A 26,025-nucleotide genomic window follows, 5' to 3' on the forward strand; every position below is an offset into this window, starting at 1 on the left:
CCGAGAGACTCTGTATAGGAGGCTGAATAACTCCGTGTTAGAAAATCCCTACTTTTTTGTTGACAGCCAAAATCACCAGACCGTCCAGCCGCCGTCTACCACTAAATTGTGGCCATTGATGTAAGAGGCCGCGTCTGACAAAAGAAACGCCACCGAACTCGCAATTTCCTCGGCGCGACCAATTCGCTTCATCGGCGATTTTTGGGACAATCTATCCACAAAATCAGGATGAAGTTGCTGTACCGTTGGATTGGGAAAAGGCCCCGGTGAAATACAATTGAACCTTACATTTTGTGGACCCCAATGAACCGCCAAGTACTTCGTCATCTGGATAATACCCGCTTTGCCGACGCCGTATTCAATGGGATTTTTGTTCATCGGGGCTTCGTACACCTCCGGGTAAGGCGAAACCATACCATACATGCTCGAAAAAAGTACCACATTTCCACTACCTCGTACGGCCATTTGCTCTCCTACCCATTTCGCCAACATAAAAGTAGCCGTGATACCGCCGTGGTTGACGCGGTCAAAATCATCTGCCGCCAATGCCTCCATTTTCAACGCCGTGGTAGAAGCTGTCATGTTTACCAAACCGTCAGGCACGCCTGAGGTGCTGATTTGTTGTTTTACAAAATCTTCCGTAGCGGCAATATCAGTTACATCAAGCGAATGAGAAACAAGTCTGCTTGAAGACGATAGCGTACTGATGAAATCAGAGGCGCGGTTTTCCAAATCTATACAATACACCGTGGCTCCCAGATGGTAGAGTAGCTTGACGGTAGCCTGTCCAAGATAACCTGCACCACCTACTACCCAAATGGTTTTGTCGGTCAAATCAAAAGGTGATGTCACAGTCATAGCAATCAGTTTTGTGCGACAACGACTCGTTCAGCTTTGAGCTTTTCGCGGTAGGCAGCTTTGGCTTCGTCATCTTCTTGGGCTGACTCTCCAAAAAACACCAAACCAATAACTTTGCGGGCGCGGTTGGGGCTGTGATTGCCAGGTGCCGAATGTACTGTCATGGCATGATGTACCAATACACCGCCTGCCTTCATTGGTACAGCTGTTTCTACGGCCAAATCTTCTTCGGTTCCATAATCAACGATACCCTGCGAAAAACCCAACGTTTGGGTTCGTCCGTGAGAGCGCATCCCTTTGGTGTGTGAGCCTTTTAAGTAATGAAGGCATCCATTTTCTGCATCCACGTCTTCTAAAGGAATCCAAAACGTAAGGGCTTGCGGCGGCGTAATCATGAAATAGTACGCATCCTGATGAGGCGGCGTAGGTTTTCCGATACCCGCAGGTTTATTAAAATACTCTACCTCTGCTTTTGCTATTTTTTCGCCGAGCAATATTTCCGCTAATTTTTCAAAACGGCTCCCATTGACCATTGCCTGAAAGAAAGGATCGTGGTGAGCCATTCGAAAAACCTGCTTAAGTGATGACAAATCCTTACTATCTTCATAAAAAGCATCCGACGAACTGAGTGTCGGAACAATCTCTTCGATAAACCGTTTGAGGTTGGCTTTGAGGTCCTCAAGCTCTTGTGGAGAAATAAAACCCTCACACAATACAAAGCCGTCGTTGTCAAAATCGCTTTTTATTTTTTGAAAATCTAATGATTGCATTTTCTGAATAGAGTTAGTGAGACTACTTAATTTCCAGCACTGTTCCGGCGATATAACGCGTACCCATGTCGTGGTTGAAATAATAAACTACCAGTACTCGATTTTTGTCCAACTGCACTGTCCAAGGATACCCCAAATCTGTACTGCCACCGTCGGCTCTCAATGTAAACTCAGGAGCAGTGGCAAAATCCGTACACTCAGCATTCAAAATTCTGGCTTTGATTCCGTAAGGCTTGTGACGATACCCATACACCAGCAACACGCGATTGTCGGGCAGGCGGTGGGCCTGAAGTGGGTGGCCTTGAAAGCCCATGCTTTGCCAAGGTTTGAAGGTTTTGCCGCCATCGGTTGAGCGGGCAATACACGCTTGGTCTTCATAATTGGCAGTGCGCATAAATGCTACCAAGTCACCTTTGGGCGTTTCGTAGATAGACGTTTCGTTGAAAGTCACTTTGGGGTCTTCAGCCACCACTGCGGTGTATTTCCAAGTTACTCCCTTGTCGTCAGATACCAAGAGATGATTGGATGTTTTAGCAGGACTTTTCGAATCATTGGCTGCTACTACCCAATACACTCTTCCGCTTTTCCCTTCGTATAATGCCCCACGGTTGTAAGCAGGCATCGGCTCGCCCATTGGTGTGAAGTTTAATTCGGGGCTGATATGGGGTGGATAATAAGGCCCTTTCCAAGTTTTGGCGCCGTCGGTCGAACGAATAACGTAGCCTCCCATAAAGGTGGCACCGCTGTTTTCACTGATTGGCTTTTTCATTTGTTCCCTAGCTTCGGGTTTGATAAAACCCCACGTATAACTGGTACAAATGATAGTTCCGTCTTTGAGTTTTAGGAGACAAGGGTCTTGGGAACCACCAAAAGGATAAGCATAAATAAGCTCAGGTTCGGACGACCAATGCAGGCCGTCTTTGGACGAAACTCCTACCAAATAGCTGTTTGGATCCACGTGATTATTGCCTTTTTCGCCGAAGATTCGGCGGTCGGGAGCACGTCGAAAAGCCACCAAAAAAGTACCGTCGTTTTTTCGTATCACCGACGGAAACGCACAATAAAATTGAGGAGAAGTATAAATCACCAAGTCCTGTACTTTGGTGATGCCTGAGGATTTGCTCAAAGAGTCGGGATTGGCAAAGATTGGAGACATCCACGCCGATACCACACCACAAAGCAAGACTAATTGGGCAACAAACAAGCTACGTTTCATTTTTATAAAGGGTTTAGAAATAGTCTTACGCTAAAAACTCATGGGTTTAGGACTGTGTATCATTGTTTTCCAGGATAATCTTCCTCAACCCATGTGCCGTCGTCGGGGCGATTGTCCCACAAATCAAGCCCCGTAAAGATTTGTCGGGGGTCATTGCCTTTGCCGAATTTTTCGGGCAACGGCTGTACTTTTGCAGGAACACCATACGCCATTGAATTGGGAGGAACATCTTGTAACACAGTCGCTCCTGCTCCGATAAAACTATTGTCGCCTATGGTAATGCCCGGTGCCAACGTTACGCCCCCTCCTATCACCACGTGATTACCGATTGTCGGGCCTTTTACACCTGCTGCGCGCATAGGAAACATAGCGTTGAGAAAATTAACACCCGGCCCCACAAATACCATATCTCCTATTACAGTGGCACTTGGAATATATACATGCGACATGATTTTGACGCCCTTCCCTATTTTCAACCTGCCTTCCAACGTCGTTCCGTGTAATATTACCACCCTATCTCCGATTTGGCACTCGGCTCGTATAGTTACATTGTGGCCACAGGTAAAACGCTCGCCAATAATGGTATCCGCATAAATAACCGTCCCGCTGTGGATTCGGGCTTTTTTACCGATTTTCAAAGGTTCTTTCCAACCGTGGTAGCGATAGCCTAGCATGACATTAGGCTGAATTTCAGCTTCTTCGCCAAGTTCACAGTTGCGCATTTCGTTGGTATTCATACATTTAAGGCTTTAAGCTATCGAGCAAAAACGGCTAACTTATTGACAGCAATCGTGGCGCATTGATCACCACCAGGCGCCTTGTAAGGAGGAACATTTCCACGGTATCTAAAATAACCCGCTTGGTACTCGCGGTCGTCGCAGGAGGTAGCATCTGGAATGTACCCAAGTGTTCCGTCGGTAAAACCAGCCGTAAGAACCACCGGCAACGCGGCTTCACGTTTAATCTTGAGTCCTGTTTTTACAAAAGGCTCAAAAGGAAGGCCTACAAATCCGACATCGCCGATTCGGGCCACCGAAATACCAATTGGCAGCTCGGTAGGTACATTTTTGAGATTGTTGGTTTTGTGCTGCTCCAACGCCCAGATATACCACGGTCTGACGATTTCTACCAAACGAGCGCGATAAGGCGGCGAAAGTGCTTTCGGAAAATTCATTCCCACACACTCGTAGGTGTTTTCGTCCCCTGCTTTTCCTCTTTTTACAAAATCATCAATCGAAGCGAGGTCTTTTTCTAAGGCTTCGCGGCTTGGAAGTTGCGCCAAAGGAATATTTACTATTTCACGGCTCCATTCTATACCCGTTCTTTTGGATTTATGAAGGTTTTTGGCCGCAATGATATAGGTATCTCCCAATTGCTGCCCGAGCAACTCGGCTTGTTGAAAAGTACCAGTAAGCATGTGTTTTGAATTAATATCACCAGAACATCCCTGAAAAAAGGCAACTGGAATTCCTCCCAAATAAGAAGATAATTTATCGGAAGCCGTCTGTGGAAACTGTCCATAACTGATTAGCTTTTCGGGATTATAAGCCGCTACGGGATGTCCCGAAAAAAAGGTAAAGGCTGTAACAGGTTTATCGTTTTTGTTTTTGAAAATCACCACTGTAGCATCATCGTCAATCTCCCCAATGTATCCCTCTCCTACAAGCATACGGTCTTCTTCGCGCATAAAATACGATTTGCCGTCGAGGCGTCGCCCTCGGCGATTGTAGGTGATGCGATTTTCTTCGGCTACGCCCCATTCTACCGTTACGGGTTCCAAGTTTTTTTCAAGTTTGTTGGCAGCTTTTTGTAGTTTTTCCAAAAAATCCACTCCCAATTCCCAACTCAAATACAAAGGCGTGTTTTTTTCGGGAATATTACTACTATCTACCTGAATCCACGGAATCGTATGCGTATGCGCCGAATTGGCAATAATTGCTTTGGGATCAATCTTGAGCGTTTTGGCCAAGATTTTTACGCAAGCGGTTCGCAAGGCATTGCCTTCTACGCCCATTGCAGAAGTAATAAAACAAAGTCGATTATTACCCTGCTCCAGCAGCACCACCGTGGTTTTTAAATCCCCGTGTACGGCTTCAATTTTATTCCCGGTCTGACTATGCCCACTGGGAGTACCTACTTTAGGAACAATCGAAAATGTTTGGGCCGATACTTTCAATTCATCACCCAAGGCATGAGCTGTATGTTTGTAGCCCACAAGAATCATTACTAGAAGAAGAAAACGTTTCATATTCAAAAAATAACTTAATTAGAAAATGTGTCAATTTGAAAATTGGCTATCACTTAGCCGCCACCTCGGGTACATCCTCAGTCTGTTGCAAATTTTTTATGGGAATTTTATAAAAAAGAAACGCACAAATAAGCAAGGTAATAGCCGCCACCTGAAACATCAACGAAAGATTGATGTTGGCATCGCGTAAGGCTCCGCCTGCATAAATACCTATACCGCCTACTACGCAGCTAAATAAGTTTAGAATACCATAGCCTGTAGCCAAATAACGGCTATCCGATATCATCGACAACACAGGCATCATGTTGGCATCCAGAAAGGGTCTCATAAAAGCATATAGCATAAAACCCGCCACCGCTACCCAAAGTATGCTTGTGGTTCCGCCAAGCACTATACCCGGACAAGCCAAAACTAAACTAATAGCAGGTAACAAAACCCTCGCTCTTGGGTTGGATTTGCTCCAATAGTCGGCGAGGGCGCCGCCTGTGAGTACGCCAAAAAACATCGCCACATAAAAATACGCTGTAGCATATACTCCCGCGTCGGTTTGGCTGAGGCTAAAGGCTTCTTTGTAGTAAGTGGGGAGCCACGCGCTAATCATCCAACTAGCCACTCCAAGCAGCCCCCAGGCCGAAAGCGCAAGTAAGTAAGCAGGTTGACGAAAAAGTTGACGCAACGCATCCCAAAAGTTGATTTTGGGGGCTTGTACTTGGAGGGTTTGCGGTTTGGGAGCATCTTTTAACAAAAAGGTCAACACAACTGCGTATGAAATCCCTACAATACCAAATACACTGAAAGCATAATTCCACGAATGACTTTCGGCGAGCCATCCTCCTAAGAAACCAAGGCTTTGTCCTACATACACCCCCGCAATATGAATACCCGTAGCCAGCGATTTGGTGACGTTTTTGTGATAATCCACAATCAGAGCCAAAGCGGCAGGAATATAGCAAGCTTCACTGATACCCATCAACGCCCGCGTAGCGAGCAATTGCTCAAAAGTAGTGGCTTGAGAAGTAAGCCAAGTAACCAACGACCACACAAACAAACTACCAATGATGACCTTACTTCGATTGAATCGGTCGGCCAGAAACCCCGCCACCGGACTCAGCAACCCATAAATCCATAAAAATACGGATGTTAGGAGGCCAAATTGCGCATCTGTCATGGGTATGGCATCGACGATAGAGGTGCGCATCGTGGTAATAATCATCCTGTCGAGGTAGTTGAGAGCGCCTACTACACACAAAAGCCCCACAAGCAACCACGGATAGGAAAACAACTTTGGTTTTTGATGAGTGATGTCGTTGTTAGTTATCATTCTATTTGGTTAGGTTTTTAGGTATTACAAAGGCAAGGTCGAGACTTGTTTGGGTTGGTCCAAGGGAAAACCTGTTTTTGTTTTTTTAGGAAGTTTGAAACGAGACGCCCGAATACAGCTTTTTTGCCCTTCTTCATAATAAACCGTCAAAATCGTACCATCTTTAAGCTCAATCGTCGAAGGATACGCCCCCCACATCACGTCAATCCTGTAAGGCCCCTGCCAAGTTTTCCCTTCATCGTAGCTGATTCTCAAACCCGTATATCCTTTCTTGTGTTGAAAATCGTCATAAAAAGCGCGGTAAGTCAGGAGAATAGCGCCCGATTTTAACCGTGTAAAAGAAGGGGAATGTCCCTGAAAACCAATATCGTTTACCTTTGACCATGTCTTGCCAATGTCTTTACTGATGGCATAGTGCATATGTACGGTATCTTTGATAGAGCCACGTAGTGCGGCAAAAAGGCTTCCGTCTTTTAAGGTAATCACGTCTGTTTCGGCGGGTAAATACCTGCCTTCTCCCTTACCAATCGGGATAGGCTTCGACCATGTATTTCCTTTGTCGCTCGACAACACCACCCCTCCAAAAGCCTCTTTTGCATCTTGGTGATACACCGGAAAAATCCACGTACCATCAGGACCTTGGCGCATTTCAGCGGAGCAATTCCACTTGATATCACCATTGTCGGCGGGATAATGAGGCTTGGTTTCCCACGTTTTACCTCCATCTAGCGACTTGATATACAAAGGTCCCCCTCCGCTCAGCCACTCACGATGTACCACATCTCCATAGTAGGCCGCTGAGCCAGTAGATTCTCTTTTGACTGGTTTTCCGAATTTAATGGAGAAAAAAGTACAAACCAGCGTCCCGTCGCTCATCTGCGAAATATGAGGGTCACGATTGTCGTTTTCGTCATCATAAATAGTGACTGGGGCTGTCCAAGTTTTGCCTTCGTCCGAAGAACGAATCATACAAATCCGTCCCGCTTTCGGGTATTTGTCACTGGGGTAAGTGACGTGCGCCCCTCCCGAATAAAATACCGCCACAATATCGCCGTTTTTTAAACGATATGAATCAGGAAAAGCCTGATACTCACCTGCTTCTCCGCCGTCGGACACAATTTTGTAAATCACCGAGTCGGCAGTGGTTGCGATTTGCGTATTATTTTTCGAAGGTAAGGTGGTGGGAGCATATTGGATAGCGGCGGCAGATGATAACACTGCGACTGCTAAAATGGTGTTTTTTACCTTGACCCGCCAAAAAGGTAAGTTAGTTCTAAATTTTGTCATTATTAAAAATTCAATAATTAATCCTAACAATTTCAATATGTACAAAATTATATTTTTCAATACCCCCTTACCACTACTTTTGTACTATTAAATGATACTATTTTTCATAGGCGTTTTTAGACGAAAAAAATCCGCAAGGCTGACGATACACAAGTAACTGCTGCGTAATAGCTTGTCGAAGAAAAGTATCATTCGCATCAATCAAAAATTCCAAAGGAAAATACATCTGCATCTTTCACAATTATTTTTGCACGAATACTTTTCCCCTTTAATTCTCCAATATTTCTGCCACTCTTCCATTGTACTAAGCCGTCTACTTCGTCGCCAGTGATAGGAAGCGCGTCTGCTGTGCCAAAACCAGACAACTCATTGCCTCTCTCATCGGTCAGTACAATTTTGATGTACCCTTTTGAGCCAGTTGAATAATTAAGAAGTAAGCGTTGCCCTTCCCATACCATTGGTTTTGTGAGCAATACGCCTTCTTTAAAGCCCGCGTGCAAAGCCGCAAATCCATCTAACCTGAGTGTCATTCGTTCAAGCGATACCTCCGGCGTGCCGTATGCTCGGGTGATAAAAAACGACATTTCGCGTTTGGCCGTTTGAATCACCCCCATCGCGGGCATATTGCTCCGTGCGCCCCAATTCTTAGAATCATTACCGGGACGCACAAACGATTCCATAAATTTTCGGTCATAGCGGGTTCCACCTCTGGACGTCATCAAAACCCCATCCGATACGCCTTTCCATTGACTAGGATGAGTACCGTTTTGGGCCAGTTGCTCGTCAGACAAGACTTTGGTTTGGGGAGAAAAACGAAAAGGCATCGCAATCAGCAAGTGAGGTGCTCGAAAATAAGGGCGGGTAGCATTGGTATACAAATGCTCTTTTTCGGTATCTCCAAATGACATAAACTCAGGTTTTGTCCAGTTGATAAAGTCTTTGGAAGTAGAGCGCATAATCGTTCGGGTACCATTGGCAGGAAACAATTCGCCCGGAACACCTCCCAACCATCCACGAAAATACACAGCATAGCATTGCTCATTTTCGAGCCATACCAACGAGTTTTGCGAATCCAACGCATACTCATGAAACAAAGCTGTGGTATCTTTAGCGTATCGTTTCCAATGAAGACCATCTGCCGATACATACCTAAATAGCCCCGTATTGGCTCTTAGTTTTGGATCCATATCATAAGTAAGATAAGCCGAATAGCTTCTAAATCCGCCTCGTTCGGGCTGAGACTCATACGAAGACCCACCCACGGCCTTGAAGCGTTCGTCAGACGGTACACCTTCTCTTTCGTCATACATGACCGTAAAATTGTGGGTATTGCGAAGCTGCTGCTCTTCGAGCATGACTACGTTGTTGGCCTTACTACCATTGACACTACAAATCCCCAAAGTTGGCTTAGCCCAATGTATGCCATCGGCACTTTCAGCATAACAAGTGTATTCGGCGTGTTTTCCGTCGGCGTTAGCACCCGCCCCTCGGTAATACATTCGGTACCGAACCCCGTCGGCCACAATGCCTACATAGGCACAAAAACGTCCTTCCCAAGGCTCCGTAAAACGAATAGCCGTACCCGCCGATTGAGGAGTTTGTAGTCTGATTTCAGCGTTTTCTACTTTTTGGGTTACATAATCATCCACAAACAATTCGCGGCGGTTTTTGAAATGAATCGGTTGGGCAAAAACTGAAGACAAGCCCCCTATAAGCAGCCCGCTACTCAATACAAATGCAGAAGGGCGGTAACCGCCCCCCCAAAAAATCAATTTCATATCTGTTGGTTTTAAGTACGTACTTCGTCCAATCAAGGATTGAATTTATAGGAGTATAAATCCGCGTCTTTCAAATAAAACTTTAACTGAATAGCTTTTCCTGCGAGCGAGCTAAGGTTCGTATTTTGGTTCCAAGAAACGATGCGTTTGATTTCATTGCCAATAATGACTTTCGAATCAGACACCTTAAAACCCGGAATAGGATTCCCGTCGGCATCAAGTATTTCTACTTTTACGTCGCCTGCTGCTGAAGTTGAATAATTGATTTCCAACTCTTTCCCTCTAAAAACAAGGGGTTTGGTTATCATATATCCACCCACGGCCGGGGCGTGTATGGAAGCAAATCCGTCTAGCCGCAACGAATAACGCTTAATATGCGCCGAAGGCTGGGCATAGCTTTCGTTGACATACACCGATAGTTCGTTGGGGCTGGTTTGGACAACATTCAACACGGGATAATTAGACCTCGAAACCCAGTTTTCTAAGCCTATACCTGGCCTGATATACGATTCGATAAAAGTACGGTCATAGGCATTACCGCCGCGCGAACTCATCAACACCGCGTCCGAACAATCATTGAAATACTTTGGATCTACTTTCAATACTGCCGCTTCTTCGGGCGTCAATACTTGGCGTTTGGGCATAAAACGCGCCCCAATAGCTAAGTACATATGTGGCGCTCTGCTATATGGTGCCGTTTGCTGTGTATAAAGATGATCGAGGGGAGCATCTCCAAAAGTCATGGCTACTGGTTCAGACCAATTGATAAAATCTTTTGAAACAGTACGCCCTACCGAACGGAATCCTTGGTACTTTGAAAAACCGCCCTCTGACCAAATTCTGAAATAACAAACGTAAAGTTTCTCACTTTCCGACCAAAACACGGTGTTTTGAGAGTCAAAAACCCCTTTGGTAAAGACGGGGGTTTCCTGCTTTTTTTTCCAATGAATACCATCTGCCGATACAAAAGCCATCAAGCCTGATTTTTGAGTACCGGCCAGCGCTTTGTAACGTTCTTGGGGATTAGCGTTGGGGTTGGCGTCCAAAAAGGGAGAAAAATTATGAGAAGCTGGGACATGATGCGCCAATACCACATTGTTTTGTTTACTACCGTCCAACTCATAAATTCCCAAGGCAGGTTTTACCCAGTTGATTCCGTCCTTTGATTCGGCATAGCAGGTTACTTCGCTGTCGTTGCCGTCTTTGCCCGATTCCCGCACGCCCCGATAATACAATCTAAACAAATCTTTGTCTTGAATAATGGTACAATAAGCACTAAAATTTCCTTCCCAAGGACGATCAAAAGCCAGCACTTTGCCTTCATTGTGCGGGTGATGCATAAGCACTTCTACTCCCGACAGTTGAGCTATTAACTGTTTATCGACAAAAATTTCTCTACGGTCGGCTATTTCTATTGGAGTTTGGGCAAAAACAGAGATGTTGTTGAGTGCCGCAATTAATAGTCCGCTAATTAGGAGGCTTCTGATCATTGGTTTAGGATATTTGATTTATTTGGAATGATTTTTTACCGATATATAGCCCCTACGGGGCAGAATCTGCATTTTCATATTTTCACATTGGCTACCAATATATAGCCCCTACGGGGCAAAATCTGCATTTGCGATTTTTCACATTGGCTACCAATATATAGCCCCTACGGGGCAGAATCTGCATTTGCGATTTTTCACATTGGCTACCAATATATAGCCCCTACGGGGCAGAATCTGCATTTTCATGTTCGCATATTTGCTACCGATGTACAGCCCCTACGGGGCAAAATCTGCATTTTCATGTTCGCATATTTGCTACCGATATGTAGCCCCTACGGGGCAAAATCTGCATTTTCATATTTTCTCATTTGCTACCAATATATAGCCCCTACGGGGCAGAATTTGCATTTGCGATTTTTCACATTTGCTACCGATATATAGCCCCTACGGGGCAGAATCTGCATTTTCATATTTTCACATTGGCTACCGATATATAGCCCCTACGGGGCAGAATTTGCATTTGCGATTTTTCACATTTGCTACCGATATATAGCCCCTACGGGGCAGAATCTGCATTTTCATATTTTCACATTGGCTACCGATATATAGCCCCTACGGGGCAGAATTTGCATTTGCGATTTTTCACATTTGCTACCGATATATAGCCCCTACGGGCAGAATCTGCATTTTCATATTTTCACATTGGCTACCGATATATAGCCCCTACGGGGCAGAATTTGCATTTGCGATTTTTCACATTTGCTACCGATATATAGCCCCTACGGGGCAAAATTTGCATTTTCATATTTTCACATTGACTAGCGATATATAGCCCTTACGGGGCAGAATCTGCATTTGCGATTTTTCACATTGGCTACCAATATATAGCCCCTACGGGGCAAAATCTGCATTTTTATGTTCGCATATTGGGAAATTTTCAAAACATTAATCTTTCACTAATCTGACCGATAGACCTGCCATTTGCACAAAGCTATCTTTTTGCAATTTCCCATTTTTTACCGAAACACTCCGACAAAAGGAGTTATCGACTAAATAACGGCTACTGCTCCACCAGTACGCTGCCTTGCCCCCTTCAAAAAAAGGACCTCCATAATACTTCGGCCCTTCGTTGGTGCGATAGCCGCCAGGTACGGCTGCAAATCCACTTGTTTTTGTTACCTTTTTGCCAAATGCTGAGGATTTCAGGGCATCGCCCGCTTTTTCAACCCCACCCAATGCTGTTGCGAGTTTGTCCCATTCAGCGTCAGTAGGTATATGCCACCCAGCAGGGGCGAGGCCGCGTTTGTCGGATACTGCCCAAAAATTATACAGCTTACCATACTTTTTGCCGTTGGAGGGATCATTTTCATAATAGCACCATGCGGGTAGTCCTTCTATATTTGCTTTTTCCCAAGTTTCGGCGCTGTTGGCTTCGAAAAGTGCTTCTCCATTTCGGAAGTGAGTGACGCCGAGGTTCTCGGTACTCCATGTCTGCTCTCCAATCATCACCGACGGAATATCTGCTTGAGGGAATGATTTTGGGGGAGTAATCATTGCCATTCCACAAATCATCAAAGCCAGTACGATAACACCTAAAGCAGAAGTCGATAGTCTATTCTTTATTTTACTTTCCATTCCTTTACAACTCTAAACAATTAATAATCAAGCTATTTAAAACGAATTGAGTACAGATGTGCATCCGCAAGATATACCCTAAGGCGAATAGGCTTTCCTGCCAGCTTCGACAGGTCACTATTGTCGCCCCAGTTGACAATACGGGATAGTTCATTGCCGATAATCTGCTGACAATCAGCCATCGAGTAGCCAGGTATTACTTTTCCATTTTCATCTTCTAACCCAATTCTGATTTCGCCAACTGCCGAAGTCGAGAAATTGATTTCCAGTTCTTTACCTTTAAACACCATAGGTTTTGTGACTACATATCCGCCTTGATAAGTCCCTTTTAAGGAACTGAATCCATCGACTCTCAACGAATATCTCCGTAAATGACCCGTTGGCTGCGCGTAGTCTTGATTGACATACAATGACATGCGACCTTCTTCGGTCGGAACAACATTGAGGGAAGGGTAATTGGTACGAGCCGACCAATGATTTTGACCCATAGCAGGAGGAATAAAAGCCTCCATAAACGTACGGTCGTAGGTATTGCCTCCTCTCGAACTCATCAAAAAAGGTTCGGAAAGCCCTTTGTGCTGCGAAGGGTCTACTTTGAGTCTTTCGAGCTGCTCGGTGCTTAATATTTGACGATGGGGAACAAAGCGAGAACCGATAGCGATATACACATGCGGAGCTCGAAAATAAGGGCTTGTCTGCTGGGTATAAAGATGTTCAAAAGGCACGTTTCCGTAGGTCATTTCTACACCTTTCGACCAATTGATAAAATCCTTTGAAGTAGCTCTACTGATAGAGCGGTAGCCACCTTCGCCCCCACCCGTCCAAGACCGAAAATAACAAACATATACTTGCTCTGGCTCCGACCAAAAAGCTACATTTTGAGAGTCCAGTAATCCGTCGGTAATGACGGGCTTATCAGTGATTTTTTTCCAATGAATACCGTCTGCCGAGACATAAGGGAATAAGCCCGTGCGGTCGGTGCCAGCAAAAGCCTTGAAGCGTTGTTCGGCCGGAACACCTGGTTTTTTATCAATAAAAGGGCTGAAATTGTGCGTAAATGGCACTTCCTCCAAAATGACGTTATTGTCTTTACTCCCTTTCACATTCACTATTCCCAAAGACGGGCGCTCCCAATGAATGCCGTCTTTGGACTCGGCATAGCAGGTATTTTCTTGACGCTTGCCGTTGTCGCGTTCGTGGCCTCCACGATAATAAAGCCGATAGATATCACCTGCCCCGTCGTGGAGTATGGTGATGTAAGCGGGGGTCGAAGATTCCCAATTTTTATCAAATTGTAATACAGCCCCTTCGTCTCGTGGAACGTGGGCTGTTAGTTGTACACCTTTAAGGGTATCAAGTAGATAGGGATCAACAAAAATCTCGCGACGATTGCCGATATTGATTACTTTCTCATCCTTCGATGGTTCGGCTCCTGTATAACCGCACATGACGGTCAGGGCCAACACAGACAAGGATTTCAAGGGGTTTATAAAACTCATCATTTCAAAATAATAACACTTTCTTAGGTGCCAAAGCACCATTTATTACTGATTTTCAAAACCTTACTACAAAAACAGAGAGAATCAATTTCGCTCCTATGGAGCTTCTTATTGAGATGTTCTCTACTATTACTATTTCGCCTCTCTGAGGCTATTTTTAATGGGTTTAACCTATACAAACCTCCATCACTACTTCAAAATTGGAACAGGTGGCAACATGACATTGCCAACCTGTTCTGGAACTTAACCAACTTAACCCAATCTTTATACTTCTTAGACGTATTAATATCCCGGATTTTGTTTAACGAGAGGCTCTAAACTCAGAATCGTTTCACTAATAGGGTACAAAAGGTCGTTTTGGGTTTTGCCCTTCAACAAGGGGACTTTCTCCAATGCCTTGTTAAAACGAACCAAATCCCACCACCGTTTTCCTTCATTTAAAAATTCAAACAATCTTTCCTGTAAAATAGCCTCATCGTTGGCCTCTTTGGTACCATTGACAAAGGTATAGTTAGCAAATTTGGCCCCGTAAGCGCGTTGTCTGATTTTATTCATTTCTTCGGCAGGGCTTTGACCCAAACCGTTTTTGGCCTCGGCTTTCATCAATATTACGTCGGCATAGCGATACAAAATAAAATCATCAAACATCACTGTTACGCCACCGCTAGTGGTGCCTGGCCATTTCAAGTCGATGTTATACATAAAGCTAGTAGTACCATTACGGGTTTGATTTACCTCAATAAAACTCGCATTCTTGCGACTGTCATCATCGCTAAACTGCTTCGTCACCAGCGTAGACATCTGCCAATAAGAATCTTTACCAGCATAGTAAGGGAGAATTTTGTTGATAACCTCCTGAGAAGTAAACGGAGCCGTAGGAGCTGTAAGGGTAGGTACTCCCCCCAACACCGTCCGTGCCGACGACTCGCCTTCTTGGAACCTCATAGAAAGCAGGATTTCTTTGTTGCCTTTATTGGCAAATCTAAATACATCGCTGAAACTACTCAATAAGGCTACATCGGCGGTCTCAATTTCACTAATGGCACTGAGAACGGTATTAAAATCGGTATTGCCACCGTTGAGTCGCTTGGCAGTCCAAAGAAACACATCCGCTTTCAAAGCGTTGAGTGCAGGTTTTGACCATCTGTTGCGGCCATTGGGTAGCGTATTGTCAGGAAACAAAGTAAGCGCTTTTTCGATGTCACTTTTGATTAACTTAAACACATCGGCTTGAGGGGCACGCTCTTTGTAGATAGTAGTGGGGTCAAAACCTTCGGTTGGCTGCTCAATCAAAATCAAGTCACCCCAGATTTTGGTCATGGTGAAGTACGTAAAAGCCCGCATAGCATAGGCTTGAGCCAATATCGCGTTTTTTTCGGCTTCGGTCGCAAACGTAATTGTGGGCACGTATTTCAACAGCAAATTGGCATCGTGAATGACCGAATACATCGTAGTCCAGTCAGGGCCAGGGTTGACTCTGCTTAGGTTGTTGGTATATACGAAGAAATTGATAGAAGGGTCGAATCCAAAATTTTGAACCCAGATTTCACTTCTTCCTTCTCCCCACACAAAGAGGTTGGTCGTTGCCTGAGAGCGCATTCTAACGTACATTCCGTTGAGGGCACCTCTCGCTTCTTGCGGCGATTTCCAGAAAGAAGCATTGGTGATTTGGCTAATGGGGGTCAGGGTGAGATCTTCCGTACAACTTCCCAATCCAAAGCCCACAAGACAAGTAAATATCAGTTTTTTCCAAATAATTTTCATTTTTAAAGCGCTTTGAGGTTTTTAAAACTTAAAAAGCAGGGGTAATCTGAACGCCAAAAACAAAATTTCTTGGCATAGGGTACCTTCCATTGTCGGTTCCTCCTTCTTCGGGGTTTAAGCCCGTAAACTTCGTAAAGTATTTTAGATTGTTGGCGGTGGTATATAGTCGTAAGCTGCTCATTTTCAATTTATCCAACACTGGTTTTGAGAAATTATAAGAAAGGGCAATTTCTCTCAGACACAAAAAGTCCCCTTTTTCGTAGTAGTTGGAATTGCCGCGCCACAGATTTTGCTTCTGGTTTTGGTCAGCCCAATAGTATCTTGGAATGTCCGTAATATCTCCTTGCTTTTGCCATGAGCGTGTCACGGCCTCAGAGATAGCATTTTGACCTGAGAAGTTACCCAAAACCCGTGCTTTGGTTTCGTTGTAAATCATGTGACCAGCGGTATAATCTAACCGCACTGTAAGGCTAAAATTGCCGTAATTGAAGCGGTTGGTAAAGCCTCCCGTCCAAGTAGGGAAGGGATTTCCCATATAAATGCGGTCTTTATCGTCAATGATGCCGTTACCATCTACATCTTGCCAGTTGACATCACCGCCGTGCTTGGTTTTGTCGGTGCCTACTACCAATTGGTCTTTAGGGCCCGCTTGTGCTTGCTCATCGGTGGCATAGATGCCTAATTGCTTATAAGCAAACATATCGCCGATGCGCCCGCCTTCTTGCAAGCCGCCTTTCCATTGATAGGAGCCTGTCTGAGCATCCCAGATATAAACCCCGCCGATGCGATTGTTCTCGATGCCATTGTTGGGCAATTTCAAGATTTTAACTTTCACATAAGCGGCGTTAAAAGCAGTAGTCCACTGTAATTTTGATTTGGAGGGAAGTACTTGTGCACTGATTTCAAGGTCAATACCTTTATTTTCGAGGCTGCCTAGGTTGGTTAAGATACTCGTAAAACCTGTGGTACGAGGCAAGGCCAATTCTGTAAGAAGATTGTCGGTAACGCGGCGATACGCATCTACTACCACATTAGCCCGATTGTTGACGAGTCCTAAATCAAATCCAAAATTGAGGGTTTTGGAGCGCTCCCATTGTAGTTCGGCATTGGCCAAGGATGAGTTAAAAATCGCCGCGTCCCCAAAATACCTCGAACCTACACTATAAGCCCCTTGCGCTTGATAATTGCCTAATCCACTGATATTTCCATTGACTCCATAACTTCCCCGCAACTTAAGCGAACTAGCCACCGACGAGGGTACCGACTCCCAAAATGCTTCATGATGTAGGTTCCAACCTACCGAAACCCCAGGGAAAAAGCCCCATTTGTAATTGCTTCCCAAATTGGAAGCACCATCATAGCGACCATTGACGGTGAGCAGGTATTTTTGCTCGTAGTCATAATTGAGACGCCCAAAATAACCATACAACAACAACTCCGATTCGCTACTATTTACACTCCAAGGCGTAGCTGAGGCATTGAGCGTCGGAATCAAATCCGTAGCTGCGTTTCGTCCTACTGCGGTTACATCTCTTAGCATTTCTTTATAGTAAGAAAAGCCTAGGGTACCTTCGAAATTGTGTTTATTGTCGATGCTTTTGGCGTACTTCAAAACTGCATCGGCTTGTTGGTCTACTACTGCATTTTGGGTATAGGTAGCTTCGCGGTCTTGAACTAAAGTAAGCGGTCCGTTGAGATAAGATTTAAGGAATACACGCGTGGCAAAATTGTTGTTAATCAACGAAACCTGCGGACGGAAGGTAAGCCCCGGCAAAATCTCCCAATTTGCACCTACCACAAACATATAGTTGTCGCGGCGTCTTTTGGAATCATATCTACTAATATAATAAGCGGGGTTTCCATTGGTAAAAAGACGACCCGGTGCCAACGAACCATCTTCAAATTGATATTTAGAAGTCTGTGCCGTATTGATATTGTTTTTGAATACAACCCCTACATTAGGCACCTGATTGTCATCCACATTGGCATAATTGAGGCGTCCAAAAAAGTTTAAGTTTTTGGCTACCTGCACATCCCCGTTGAGGTTGAGCGAAATCCGCTTGTAATCAGTATTGATCGCAATTCCCTTGTTGTCGAGATAGCCCAGTCCCATGCTGAATTTAGCTTTTTCAGAACCTCCCGACACCGAAAGCGTGTGGTCGTGGCTGTAGGCAGTTCGGAATATTGTTTTCTGAAAATCAGTCCCTTTAAATATCAAGGTTTTAGACGGGTCTAAAGGGTCGGGGATAGTTTCCCACTTAGCGCCCCACTGATCGGCGGGCAAATTGAGAAGAGACCTGTTTTGGTCAGACAGATACATCGTCGTAAAGGCCGTATTGTTGGTAAGGTCATTGCCAGTTCCTCCAGCATTGGCCTGCGTCAAAAAATCCAATACAGATGGGGTTTTGACTCCACTAGCCGCGATACCAAGTCGCATAAAACGCACAAAATCCTTGGCGTCGGCCAATTCGTACATTTTACCTACATCCGATACATTCATGTTGTATTGATAATTGACTTGCGTAGTGCCCGCTTTCCCCGATTTGGTTTCGACAATAATCACTCCATTGGAAGCCCGCGAACCATAGATAGAAGTAGAAGCGGCGTCTTTGAGGACTTGGATAGATTCAATATCTCTGGGGTTGATATGATCCATATCAGTCCGAATCACCCCGTCAATCACGTACAAAGGATTCGAACCATTGGGATTGTTGATAGAGGTTCCTCCTCTCAACACCACCCGTGGTCTATCACCCGGCTGTCCCGACGTACTCTGTACCCGTAGACCTGCGATATTTCCTTGGAGGGCAGAAGTAGCATTGGCATAGGTGACATTTTGTAACACTTTCGTATCCAATTTTGAGATAGAGGTAGTGACGGTTTCTTTGGATTGTGACCCGTATCCCACTACGACTACTTCACTCAGGCTTGCTACATCGGTTTCTAGACTAACGTTGATAGATATACGATTTCCGACAGCAATCTCCTGCGTTTTGTAGCCAATAAACGAAAACACCAGTACCCCGTCACTAGCTGCCGATATGGTATAGTTCCCTTCGGCATTGGTAGTGGTTCCAGAGCTTGAGCCTTTTAAATACACATTGACTCCTGGCATTTCAGCCCCTTTGTCGTCCGATACTTTACCTGATATTTTTACCGTCGATTGGGCATATATACTCCCTTCGAAGAGCGCAAAAAGTGCCAATAGTAGCACATACTTACATCGTCTCCATGACGATTTTTTTGGTTTTTCCATGTTGTAAAAATGATTCATCTATTTGTTTGCATTATTTTCAGAGTAAGACATCCTATCGTTCAGATACAACAATTATTCTGTATAACTGATTTTTAGTACAAAAAAATTTGATTTATAAGAACGAAAACAAAATTATATTTTACCACAGAAGACTTCCTCTACTTTCATTTGAATTTATAATACTATTTTTCAAAGGTGCTTTATGGGGTAGTTCTAAGCACAATTAACATTTGAATAGTACTATTGGGTGGCAAAAGCAGTGAGCTTCTTTACAGCCACGTCGGCACACACATCTCCACCAGGGGCTGCGTAAGGAGGGATATTGCCCATGTATCTAAAAAAGCCTGCTTGATACTCTCGGTCATCGCAAGCACTCGCATCTGGAATATAGCCATACACGCCGTCTATATACCCACCCGTAATGATGCAAGGTAGCTTGGTTTCATTTTTTATCTTAAGTCCTGTCTTCACAAAAGGCTCATAAGGTAGTCCTACAAACCCTACGTCTCCTATTCTTGCCACAAATATCTTCATGGTCAAATACGGTGCCTGACTATTTTCTTTCTTTTGGGCATACTGCTCCAAGGCCCACAAATACCATGGCCTCACCATCTCTACCAACCGCGCTCTGTAAGGAGGAGTGAGTGCTTTCGGGAAGTTCATGCCTACACAATACAAAGTATTTTCATCGCCATTGTTGCCACGCCTCATAAAATCATCGATTGCTGCTAAGTCTTTCTTGAGGCTGTCTACGGGTGGAAGTTTAGCAAACGGTACGTGTACTTCTTCGCGACTCCAACGAAAATCAATCCGTTGAGATTTATGAAGGTTTTTGGCCGCCACCAAAAATGCCTCGGCCAAATATTCACCCATCAAATCGGCATCTTTGATCGTGCCAGTTAGCATATATTTTGAGTTGATATCGCCAGCACACCCTTGAACAAAACCGATAGGTATATCGCCCAGTTGCTTGGCCAGTCTTTCAGTAGCGATTTGAGGAAATTGACCATGACTAAACATTTTTTCGGGGCTGTAGGCCGTCACAGGATGTCCCGTAAAAAACGTTAATCCTGCAATGTATTTACCAGATGTGTTCTTAAACAATACAACGGTCGCGTCAGGATCTATCAAACCACGATAGCCCTCGCCCAAAGGCAAGCGGTCTTCTTCGCGAATAAAATAACTTTTACCATTCACGTATTTACCTCTACGATTATAGGTAATGCGGTTTTCTTCGGCATTGCCCCATTCTATCGTTACGGGTACCAGAGATTTAGAAACATGAGCCGCAGCTTGAATGAGTTTTTTTTCAAACTCACGCCCCAACTCTCTCGACAAGGCGTCAGGGCTTCCTTTGTCATACTTTACGGCATCGCTCATGTGTAACACAGGCACCGTATGACTGTGGGAGGTACAGGTGACGATTTGGTCGGTAGGCAAACCCAAAGCTTTCGACAAAATAGCCACCGTCTCTTGGTGCATGTGCCCAATTACATCTAAAGGAGAGGTAATAAAAGCCACTTTTTGTCCGTCTTGTTCTACAAGCAACAAGGTGTTTTTCAAATCGCCGTACACGTTTTCGATAACATGCTCTTTACGGCTAGGGGCAGTAGTGCCTACCTTAGGTTCAATAGAGAATTTGTAGGCCGCTACTTTGACGGCGGTTTGCGACCAGCTTTTCGTACCAAACCCCACAAACCACACTAAAATGATTGTCAATGAAGGTTTTATAAAAATCATAAGAATTGAAAGACAAGGTTAGGTAATTAAAATAATTCCAATTTTTTACCCGCCGAAATTCGCTGATTGATAAAAACACTGATTTCAACTGACAAACAACCCTGTATGGCTAATTATCTGCGTTGATGAGCGGCTTTAAGTCGGCGCAAATCGGCGGGTAAAATTTTAACTAATCTTAGAAAACAGGATACTAAACAGGCATTATTTCCAGCCTGTATTTTCTACCACCAAAGGTTCTAGGCTAATGATAGAATTGCCTATCGGAAACAATAAAAGGTAAGTATCGCTGTCTTTGCCTTTCAACGAAGGCACCAATTCAAACACTTTCCCGAAGCGACGCAAATCCCACCAATATTTTCCTTCGGTACAAAACTCGAGTAAGCGCTCTTTAAGAATAGCCGCGTCGTTGGCTTCTTTGGTACCATTCACAAAAACATAGGCTTGTTTGACAGCCCCATACGCCCTTGCTCTCACGGCGTTTATCTCCACAGAAGGGTCTTGACCTAGTCCGTTTTTGGCTTCAGCCTTCATAAGCAACACATCCGAATAGCGATAAAGCATTACATCGTTTTTGAAATGTCGCACTCCCGACACGACCGTGCCATTGCCTTTTGCTCCGATTATGGAGGTAATAAAAGCATTGGCAGTCGATTTTATTTCATAAAAAGTTCCTGCCTTGCGGGTATCATCATCCGAAAATTGGCTTCTCACCGATGCGGCCACTTGCATGATGCTATTGCCTGCGTTGCCAGTTCCTATTACACCAATTACGTTTTTGGTATCCTGCGTAATATTTGAAGGGCTATTGGACGAATTGAGATACATGTATTGGTAATAATTATTGTCGCTTTCCAAAACTTGAAATCTTACCGACATGATTACCTCTCGGTTTCCTTTGTTTTCGTACGAAAACACATTGCTAAAATTGTCGAGTAACCCCAAGTCGGCGGTTTGCACCTCATTCAAGGCAGTCAGAGCAGTCTGATAATCAGCCGCTCCCCCCGACATGAGCCGTGCTGTCCAGAGATACACCTCTGCTTTCAATGTGTTGGCTCCCGCTTTGTTCCACTTGTTTCGGCCTGCTTCAAAACTATTGTCAGGAAACAAAGAAATAGCTTGATTCAAATCCTCCTTCACTTGCTTGATAACATCCGCCACAGGCGCACGCGGTACTTGGATTCCTTTGGGGTCGTACCCTTCGGTGGGTTCTAAGCGCATGGGCACATCTCCCCAAGCTTTGGCCAAGGTAAAATACACGTAAGCACGCATGGTATAAGCTTGCGCCAAAATCCGTTTTTGGGAGTTGGCATTGGCAATATTGATAGTAGGCACGTACTTGATGATAAGATTGGCGGCGTCTATGACTTTGTACAATCCCGCCCAGTTGACCGAAGTAGTACCGACATTGAGGGAATTGAGATAAAAAATATCCAAACCCACCGTCCCTGCTAAGGCTTGTGACATGGTTTGAGAGCGCCCTTCGCCCAATATAAACAAATTCAATACGGCTTCATTGCGTAGGTTTACATACATTCCATTGAGTGCGCCTATGGCGTCGCTTTCTGTTTTCCAGAAAGTCTGACTCGTCAACACGCTGGTGGGATCGACTTCTATGTTTGATTTGCAAGCGGCATTAATCAGACATAGAACGCCCACAATATATGCTGTTATCTTTTTCATGTTTGCTATAATTTTAGGTACGGATTTAAAAAGTCACATTGGCTCCAACGGTAAAGTTGACCGGCATCGGGAAGTGTCCGTTGTCTTGTCCTCCATCATCAGGATTTTGTCCCGAATAGCGTGTAAAGTAATGCAAGTTGCTACCCGTAAAATTCAATCGGATATTCGACATTTTGAGTTTATTGACAATCCGCGACGGCAATACATACGCCAATGTCACTTCTCTAATGGCCAGAAAATCACCTTTTTCGTAGTATGTATTGTTAGGACGGATATTGTTAAACTGGTTTTGCCACACATAACGAGGGGTGTTGGTCACATCTCCCGGTTTTTTCCACATATTGTCGATGTACCTTTGGGTAGGTAAAGCATCCCCTTGTAGCTGACCATCCGCAAAAACTGCCGGATAATTGTAAATAGTAGCGCCTAAACTATAGTCCATTCGTACATAAAAGCTCAATTGCTTATAACTCAACGAACTACTCAAACCGCCCGTCCATTTGGGATAAGGATTACCGACATAGACTTGGTCGCGAGTGTCGATAATATTATTTCCGTCAACATCCCGCCAAATGGCATCTCCCCCGTATTTGGTTTTGTTGGCGGTATTTACCAATTGGTCTGCTGGTGCTTTTGCTGCCTCTTCGTCGGTTTTATAAACTCCAATCAACTCATATGCGTACATATCTCCCACACGACCGCCTTCCTGCAAGCCACCGAGCCAATTGTAAGCTCCGATAGCTGGATCCCACACATATACGCCACCGATGCGATTTTTGTCAACGCCATTGTCAGGAAGTTTGAGAATTTTGGTATTTACTTTGGCCGCATTTACCGACAAGTCCCATTGTAATTGCGAAGTAGGAGGCAATACCCTAACATTGATTGCGGCTTCTATTCCTTTGTTTTGTAACGTTCCTAAATTGGTAAATACTGAGCTATAACCCGACGAAACAGGCAAACTTACCGTAGTGAGCAAATCGCTCGTGGTTCGATTATAATAATCAAACATAATGCTCACCCGCTGTTTGAACAAGGCTGCGTCGAATCCAACATCTACGGTTTTGGATTTTTCCCATTTCAAATCGGCATTGGGCAACACTGAAGGAATGACCGCCGCGCCATTGGAATAGCGACTACCCACGGCGTAGTTGCCCATGGCCTGGAAGTCGCCCAAACCGCTGATATTTCCATTTACTCCATAACTGGCTCTTAATTTTAACTCCAATAGATTTTCGGGAATGAGTTGACTCCAAAACGCTTCTTTGTGCAGATTCCAACCCGCCGAAATCCCAGGGAAGGTTCCAAAACGATTTTGAGAACCCAAATTTGAAGCTCCGTCATGACGAATGTTGAGCGAGAGTAAGTAGCGTTGTTTGTAATCATAATTCAGGCGGGCAAATACCCCTTCAATGCGCAAATCTGATACCGACCCAGCCACTGAAGTAGGCGTAGCCGCTGCGTTGAGGGTAGGGATATTATCCGTTGCCGCGCCTTCTCCCGCCGCCGATTGGGTTAATAAATTTCTTGAATAATAAGAGTAGCCCGCTTTGGCTTCGATGTTATGCTCACCAAAAGATTTCGCATACGTAAATACACCTTCTGCTTGGTACTGCATGGTTTTGCTATAAGAAGCCGAAGCCGAACGCGTAGTGACTACTGCACCTACGCCATTGAGCAAAGCGGCAGGCTGGAAAGTATAAGCGTCAGCGTCTACTTTGAGCAACGAAAGTTGAGGCTCAAAAGTAAAGTTAGGGAGGATTTCCCAGCGTCCATTGAGCGAAACCGTCAGGTTCGAAAGGTTGTTATCACCTTTGGGAGCATAGGGTCCTCTCAAAAAATAATCGGGGTTTCCAATCGTACGGCTTTGACCCGGTGCCATAGTCCCGTCTTCAAACTGATACTTGGCTGTACCTGGCAAAGACGGGTAACGGTAAAACATATACGAATAATTGGAGACAGGGTTGTTTTTCCGGTTGCTAAACAGCATCCTTGCCCCAATGCTCAGATTTTTCTTAATGTTTAGATTTCCATTCAAGTTAAGATTTAATCTTTTGTAATCAGTAGCCACTACCGTACCAGCACCTGTTATGTAGCCCATAGCCGCATTAAATGATGCTTTTTCGGTACTACCGGAGGCACTGATGTTGTGTTGGTGAGTCATACTATTCTGATAAATCAAATCCGAATAGTTGGTCTCTTTGTAAATAATGGTTTTGGAAGGGTCTACAGGGTCAGGCATACTGGTCCAGCCTTCATTGAGTTTGTGTTGATTGTCGGGCGACAAATACATCACCGTATAGGCTGTATTATTGCTAAGGTCATTGCCAGTACCTGAGCCATTGGCTTGCTGGTTTCGTGCTGCCAAAGCCGCGTTTTTATTGGCTGCCGCCACCGTCCCCAACCGGTTGTAGTAGATGTAATCATGTGCCGAAGCATATTCGGTACGTCTTCCGGGTTGTGAATTGGTAAAAGCATAGGAATAATTCACAACCGTTTTGCCTGACTTACCCGATTTAGTGGTAATCAAAATAACCCCATTAGAACCTCTAGCTCCATAAATCGCCGTAGCAGCGGCATCCTTCAAAACCTGCATTGTTTCGATGTCATTGGGATTCAAATCCGTAAAACCCGCATCTCTTATCACCCCGTCAACGATGTAGAGAGGGGAGGCACCGTTGGGGTTGTTGATAGAAGTGCCGCCACGTAATATAATCCGAGAAGCGGCGCCTGGCTCTCCAGAGGTAGTCTGTACGCGCAAGCCAGGTACAGCTCCCTGCAAAGCCGCACCCACATTGGTGTAGGGAGCATTCTGCAATACCTTGGTATCTACTTTAGAAATAGACGTTGTGACCGTCTCGCGTGACTGCGTTCCGTATCCTACGACCAGCACTTCACTTAGTGTAGATATGTCTGGTTGCATTTCAACGTCCAGTTGCGTTCGACCCCCGATTTTTACTTCTTGGGTTTTGTACCCAATAAACGAGACAACCAACACATCCGCATTGCTAATCTTGAGCGAAAATCGTCCTTGCGCGTCGCTGGTTGTACCAACGCTCGTTCCTTTTAGGAGCACATTCACGCCGGGCATTTCTCCTCCCTTTTCGTCAAGAATTTTACCAGAAATCGTTCCAGTGGTCTGTGCTGTTACAGCAAGACAGAATCGGACGAAAACAACAGCAAAAATCAACACGACTCGCACGAGCCGTCGGCACAATGGTAAAGCTTTGTTTTTCATAAAGACATGATAATAGATTATTAAAACTGGATTCAAATGTACTCTAAACAAAGGGCGGCCTGAGGGAATCAATATTTCACAATACCGAAATGACTCGGTATATAATTTTGAGAAATTTATCTTTCACAAAATTATTTTACACCCAAGGACACTTCCTCTACTTTCATTTGATTTTATAATACTATTTTTCAAAAGGGCAATATTATATCCCATAAGGCCTGAAAATCCTTAAATCAAAAGGTATA

16 protein-coding genes are annotated in these 26,025 nt (G+C 44.6%); all 16 read right to left on the reverse strand.

What is annotated here, in order from left to right; all coding sequences use genetic code 11:
- Positions 1–72: 72 nt before the first annotated feature.
- The 16 genes from P1X15_RS17080 to P1X15_RS17155 all read right to left on the reverse strand — a co-directional run bounded on the left by P1X15_RS17080 (position 73) and on the right by P1X15_RS17155 (position 25,780).
- A complete protein-coding gene (locus P1X15_RS17080) occupies positions 73–858 on the reverse strand; it encodes an SDR family oxidoreductase (RefSeq protein WP_277339348.1) in 786 nt (261 codons plus the stop codon).
- 5 nt (positions 859–863) lie between these two features.
- On the reverse strand, positions 864–1,628 hold the full coding sequence (locus tag P1X15_RS17085; protein WP_277339349.1) for a phytanoyl-CoA dioxygenase family protein: 765 nt from the start codon (positions 1,626–1,628) through the stop codon (positions 864–866).
- A gap of 22 nt (positions 1,629–1,650) precedes the next feature.
- On the reverse strand, positions 1,651–2,844 hold the full coding sequence (locus P1X15_RS17090) for a sialidase family protein (protein WP_277339350.1): 1,194 nt from the start codon (positions 2,842–2,844) through the stop codon (positions 1,651–1,653).
- 59 nt (positions 2,845–2,903) lie between these two features.
- A complete protein-coding gene (locus tag P1X15_RS17095) occupies positions 2,904–3,581 on the reverse strand; it encodes an acyltransferase (RefSeq protein WP_277339351.1) in 678 nt (225 codons plus the stop codon).
- 17 nt (positions 3,582–3,598) lie between these two features.
- Positions 3,599–5,092 (reverse strand): hypothetical protein, encoded by a 1,494-nt coding sequence (locus P1X15_RS17100; protein ID WP_277339352.1) that lies wholly within the window; start codon positions 5,090–5,092, stop codon positions 3,599–3,601.
- A 49-nt stretch (positions 5,093–5,141) separates the two neighbouring features.
- On the reverse strand, positions 5,142–6,413 hold the full coding sequence (locus P1X15_RS17105; protein ID WP_277339353.1) for an MFS transporter: 1,272 nt from the start codon (positions 6,411–6,413) through the stop codon (positions 5,142–5,144).
- A gap of 24 nt (positions 6,414–6,437) precedes the next feature.
- Positions 6,438–7,700 carry a sialidase family protein gene (locus tag P1X15_RS17110; protein WP_277339354.1) on the reverse strand — a complete coding sequence of 421 codons (1,263 nt, stop codon included), beginning with the start codon at positions 7,698–7,700 and terminating at the stop codon, positions 6,438–6,440.
- Positions 7,701–7,897: 197 nt separating this feature from the next.
- The gene (locus P1X15_RS17115) at positions 7,898–9,478 is read right to left on the reverse strand and encodes a hypothetical protein (RefSeq protein WP_277339355.1); all 1,581 of its coding nucleotides are present in this window, start codon (positions 9,476–9,478) and stop codon (positions 7,898–7,900) included.
- 32 nt (positions 9,479–9,510) lie between these two features.
- Complete coding sequence (locus tag P1X15_RS17120) at positions 9,511–10,968, reverse strand: hypothetical protein (RefSeq protein WP_277339356.1); 1,458 nt, start codon at positions 10,966–10,968, stop codon at positions 9,511–9,513.
- Positions 10,969–11,913: 945 nt separating this feature from the next.
- On the reverse strand, positions 11,914–12,603 hold the full coding sequence (locus P1X15_RS17125; protein ID WP_277339357.1) for a fibrobacter succinogenes major paralogous domain-containing protein: 690 nt from the start codon (positions 12,601–12,603) through the stop codon (positions 11,914–11,916).
- Positions 12,604–12,635: 32 nt separating this feature from the next.
- Positions 12,636–14,084 (reverse strand): hypothetical protein, encoded by a 1,449-nt coding sequence (locus P1X15_RS17130; RefSeq protein ID WP_277339358.1) that lies wholly within the window; start codon positions 14,082–14,084, stop codon positions 12,636–12,638.
- A gap of 300 nt (positions 14,085–14,384) precedes the next feature.
- Positions 14,385–15,866, reverse strand: coding sequence for a RagB/SusD family nutrient uptake outer membrane protein (locus tag P1X15_RS17135; RefSeq protein WP_277339359.1), 1,482 nt, complete (start codon positions 15,864–15,866; stop codon positions 14,385–14,387).
- Positions 15,867–15,894: 28 nt separating this feature from the next.
- Positions 15,895–19,122, reverse strand: coding sequence for a TonB-dependent receptor (locus tag P1X15_RS17140; RefSeq protein WP_277339360.1), 3,228 nt, complete (start codon positions 19,120–19,122; stop codon positions 15,895–15,897).
- Positions 19,123–19,362: 240 nt separating this feature from the next.
- A complete protein-coding gene (locus tag P1X15_RS17145; RefSeq protein ID WP_277339361.1) occupies positions 19,363–20,862 on the reverse strand; it encodes a hypothetical protein in 1,500 nt (499 codons plus the stop codon).
- 201 nt (positions 20,863–21,063) lie between these two features.
- The gene (locus P1X15_RS17150; RefSeq protein ID WP_277339362.1) at positions 21,064–22,542 is read right to left on the reverse strand and encodes a RagB/SusD family nutrient uptake outer membrane protein; all 1,479 of its coding nucleotides are present in this window, start codon (positions 22,540–22,542) and stop codon (positions 21,064–21,066) included.
- 25 nt (positions 22,543–22,567) lie between these two features.
- Positions 22,568–25,780, reverse strand: coding sequence for a TonB-dependent receptor (locus tag P1X15_RS17155; protein ID WP_277339363.1), 3,213 nt, complete (start codon positions 25,778–25,780; stop codon positions 22,568–22,570).
- Positions 25,781–26,025: the final 245 nt, after the last annotated feature.

Source organism: Runella sp. MFBS21 (assembly GCF_029433105.1).
Classification (GTDB): Bacteria; Bacteroidota; Bacteroidia; order Cytophagales; family Spirosomataceae; genus Runella.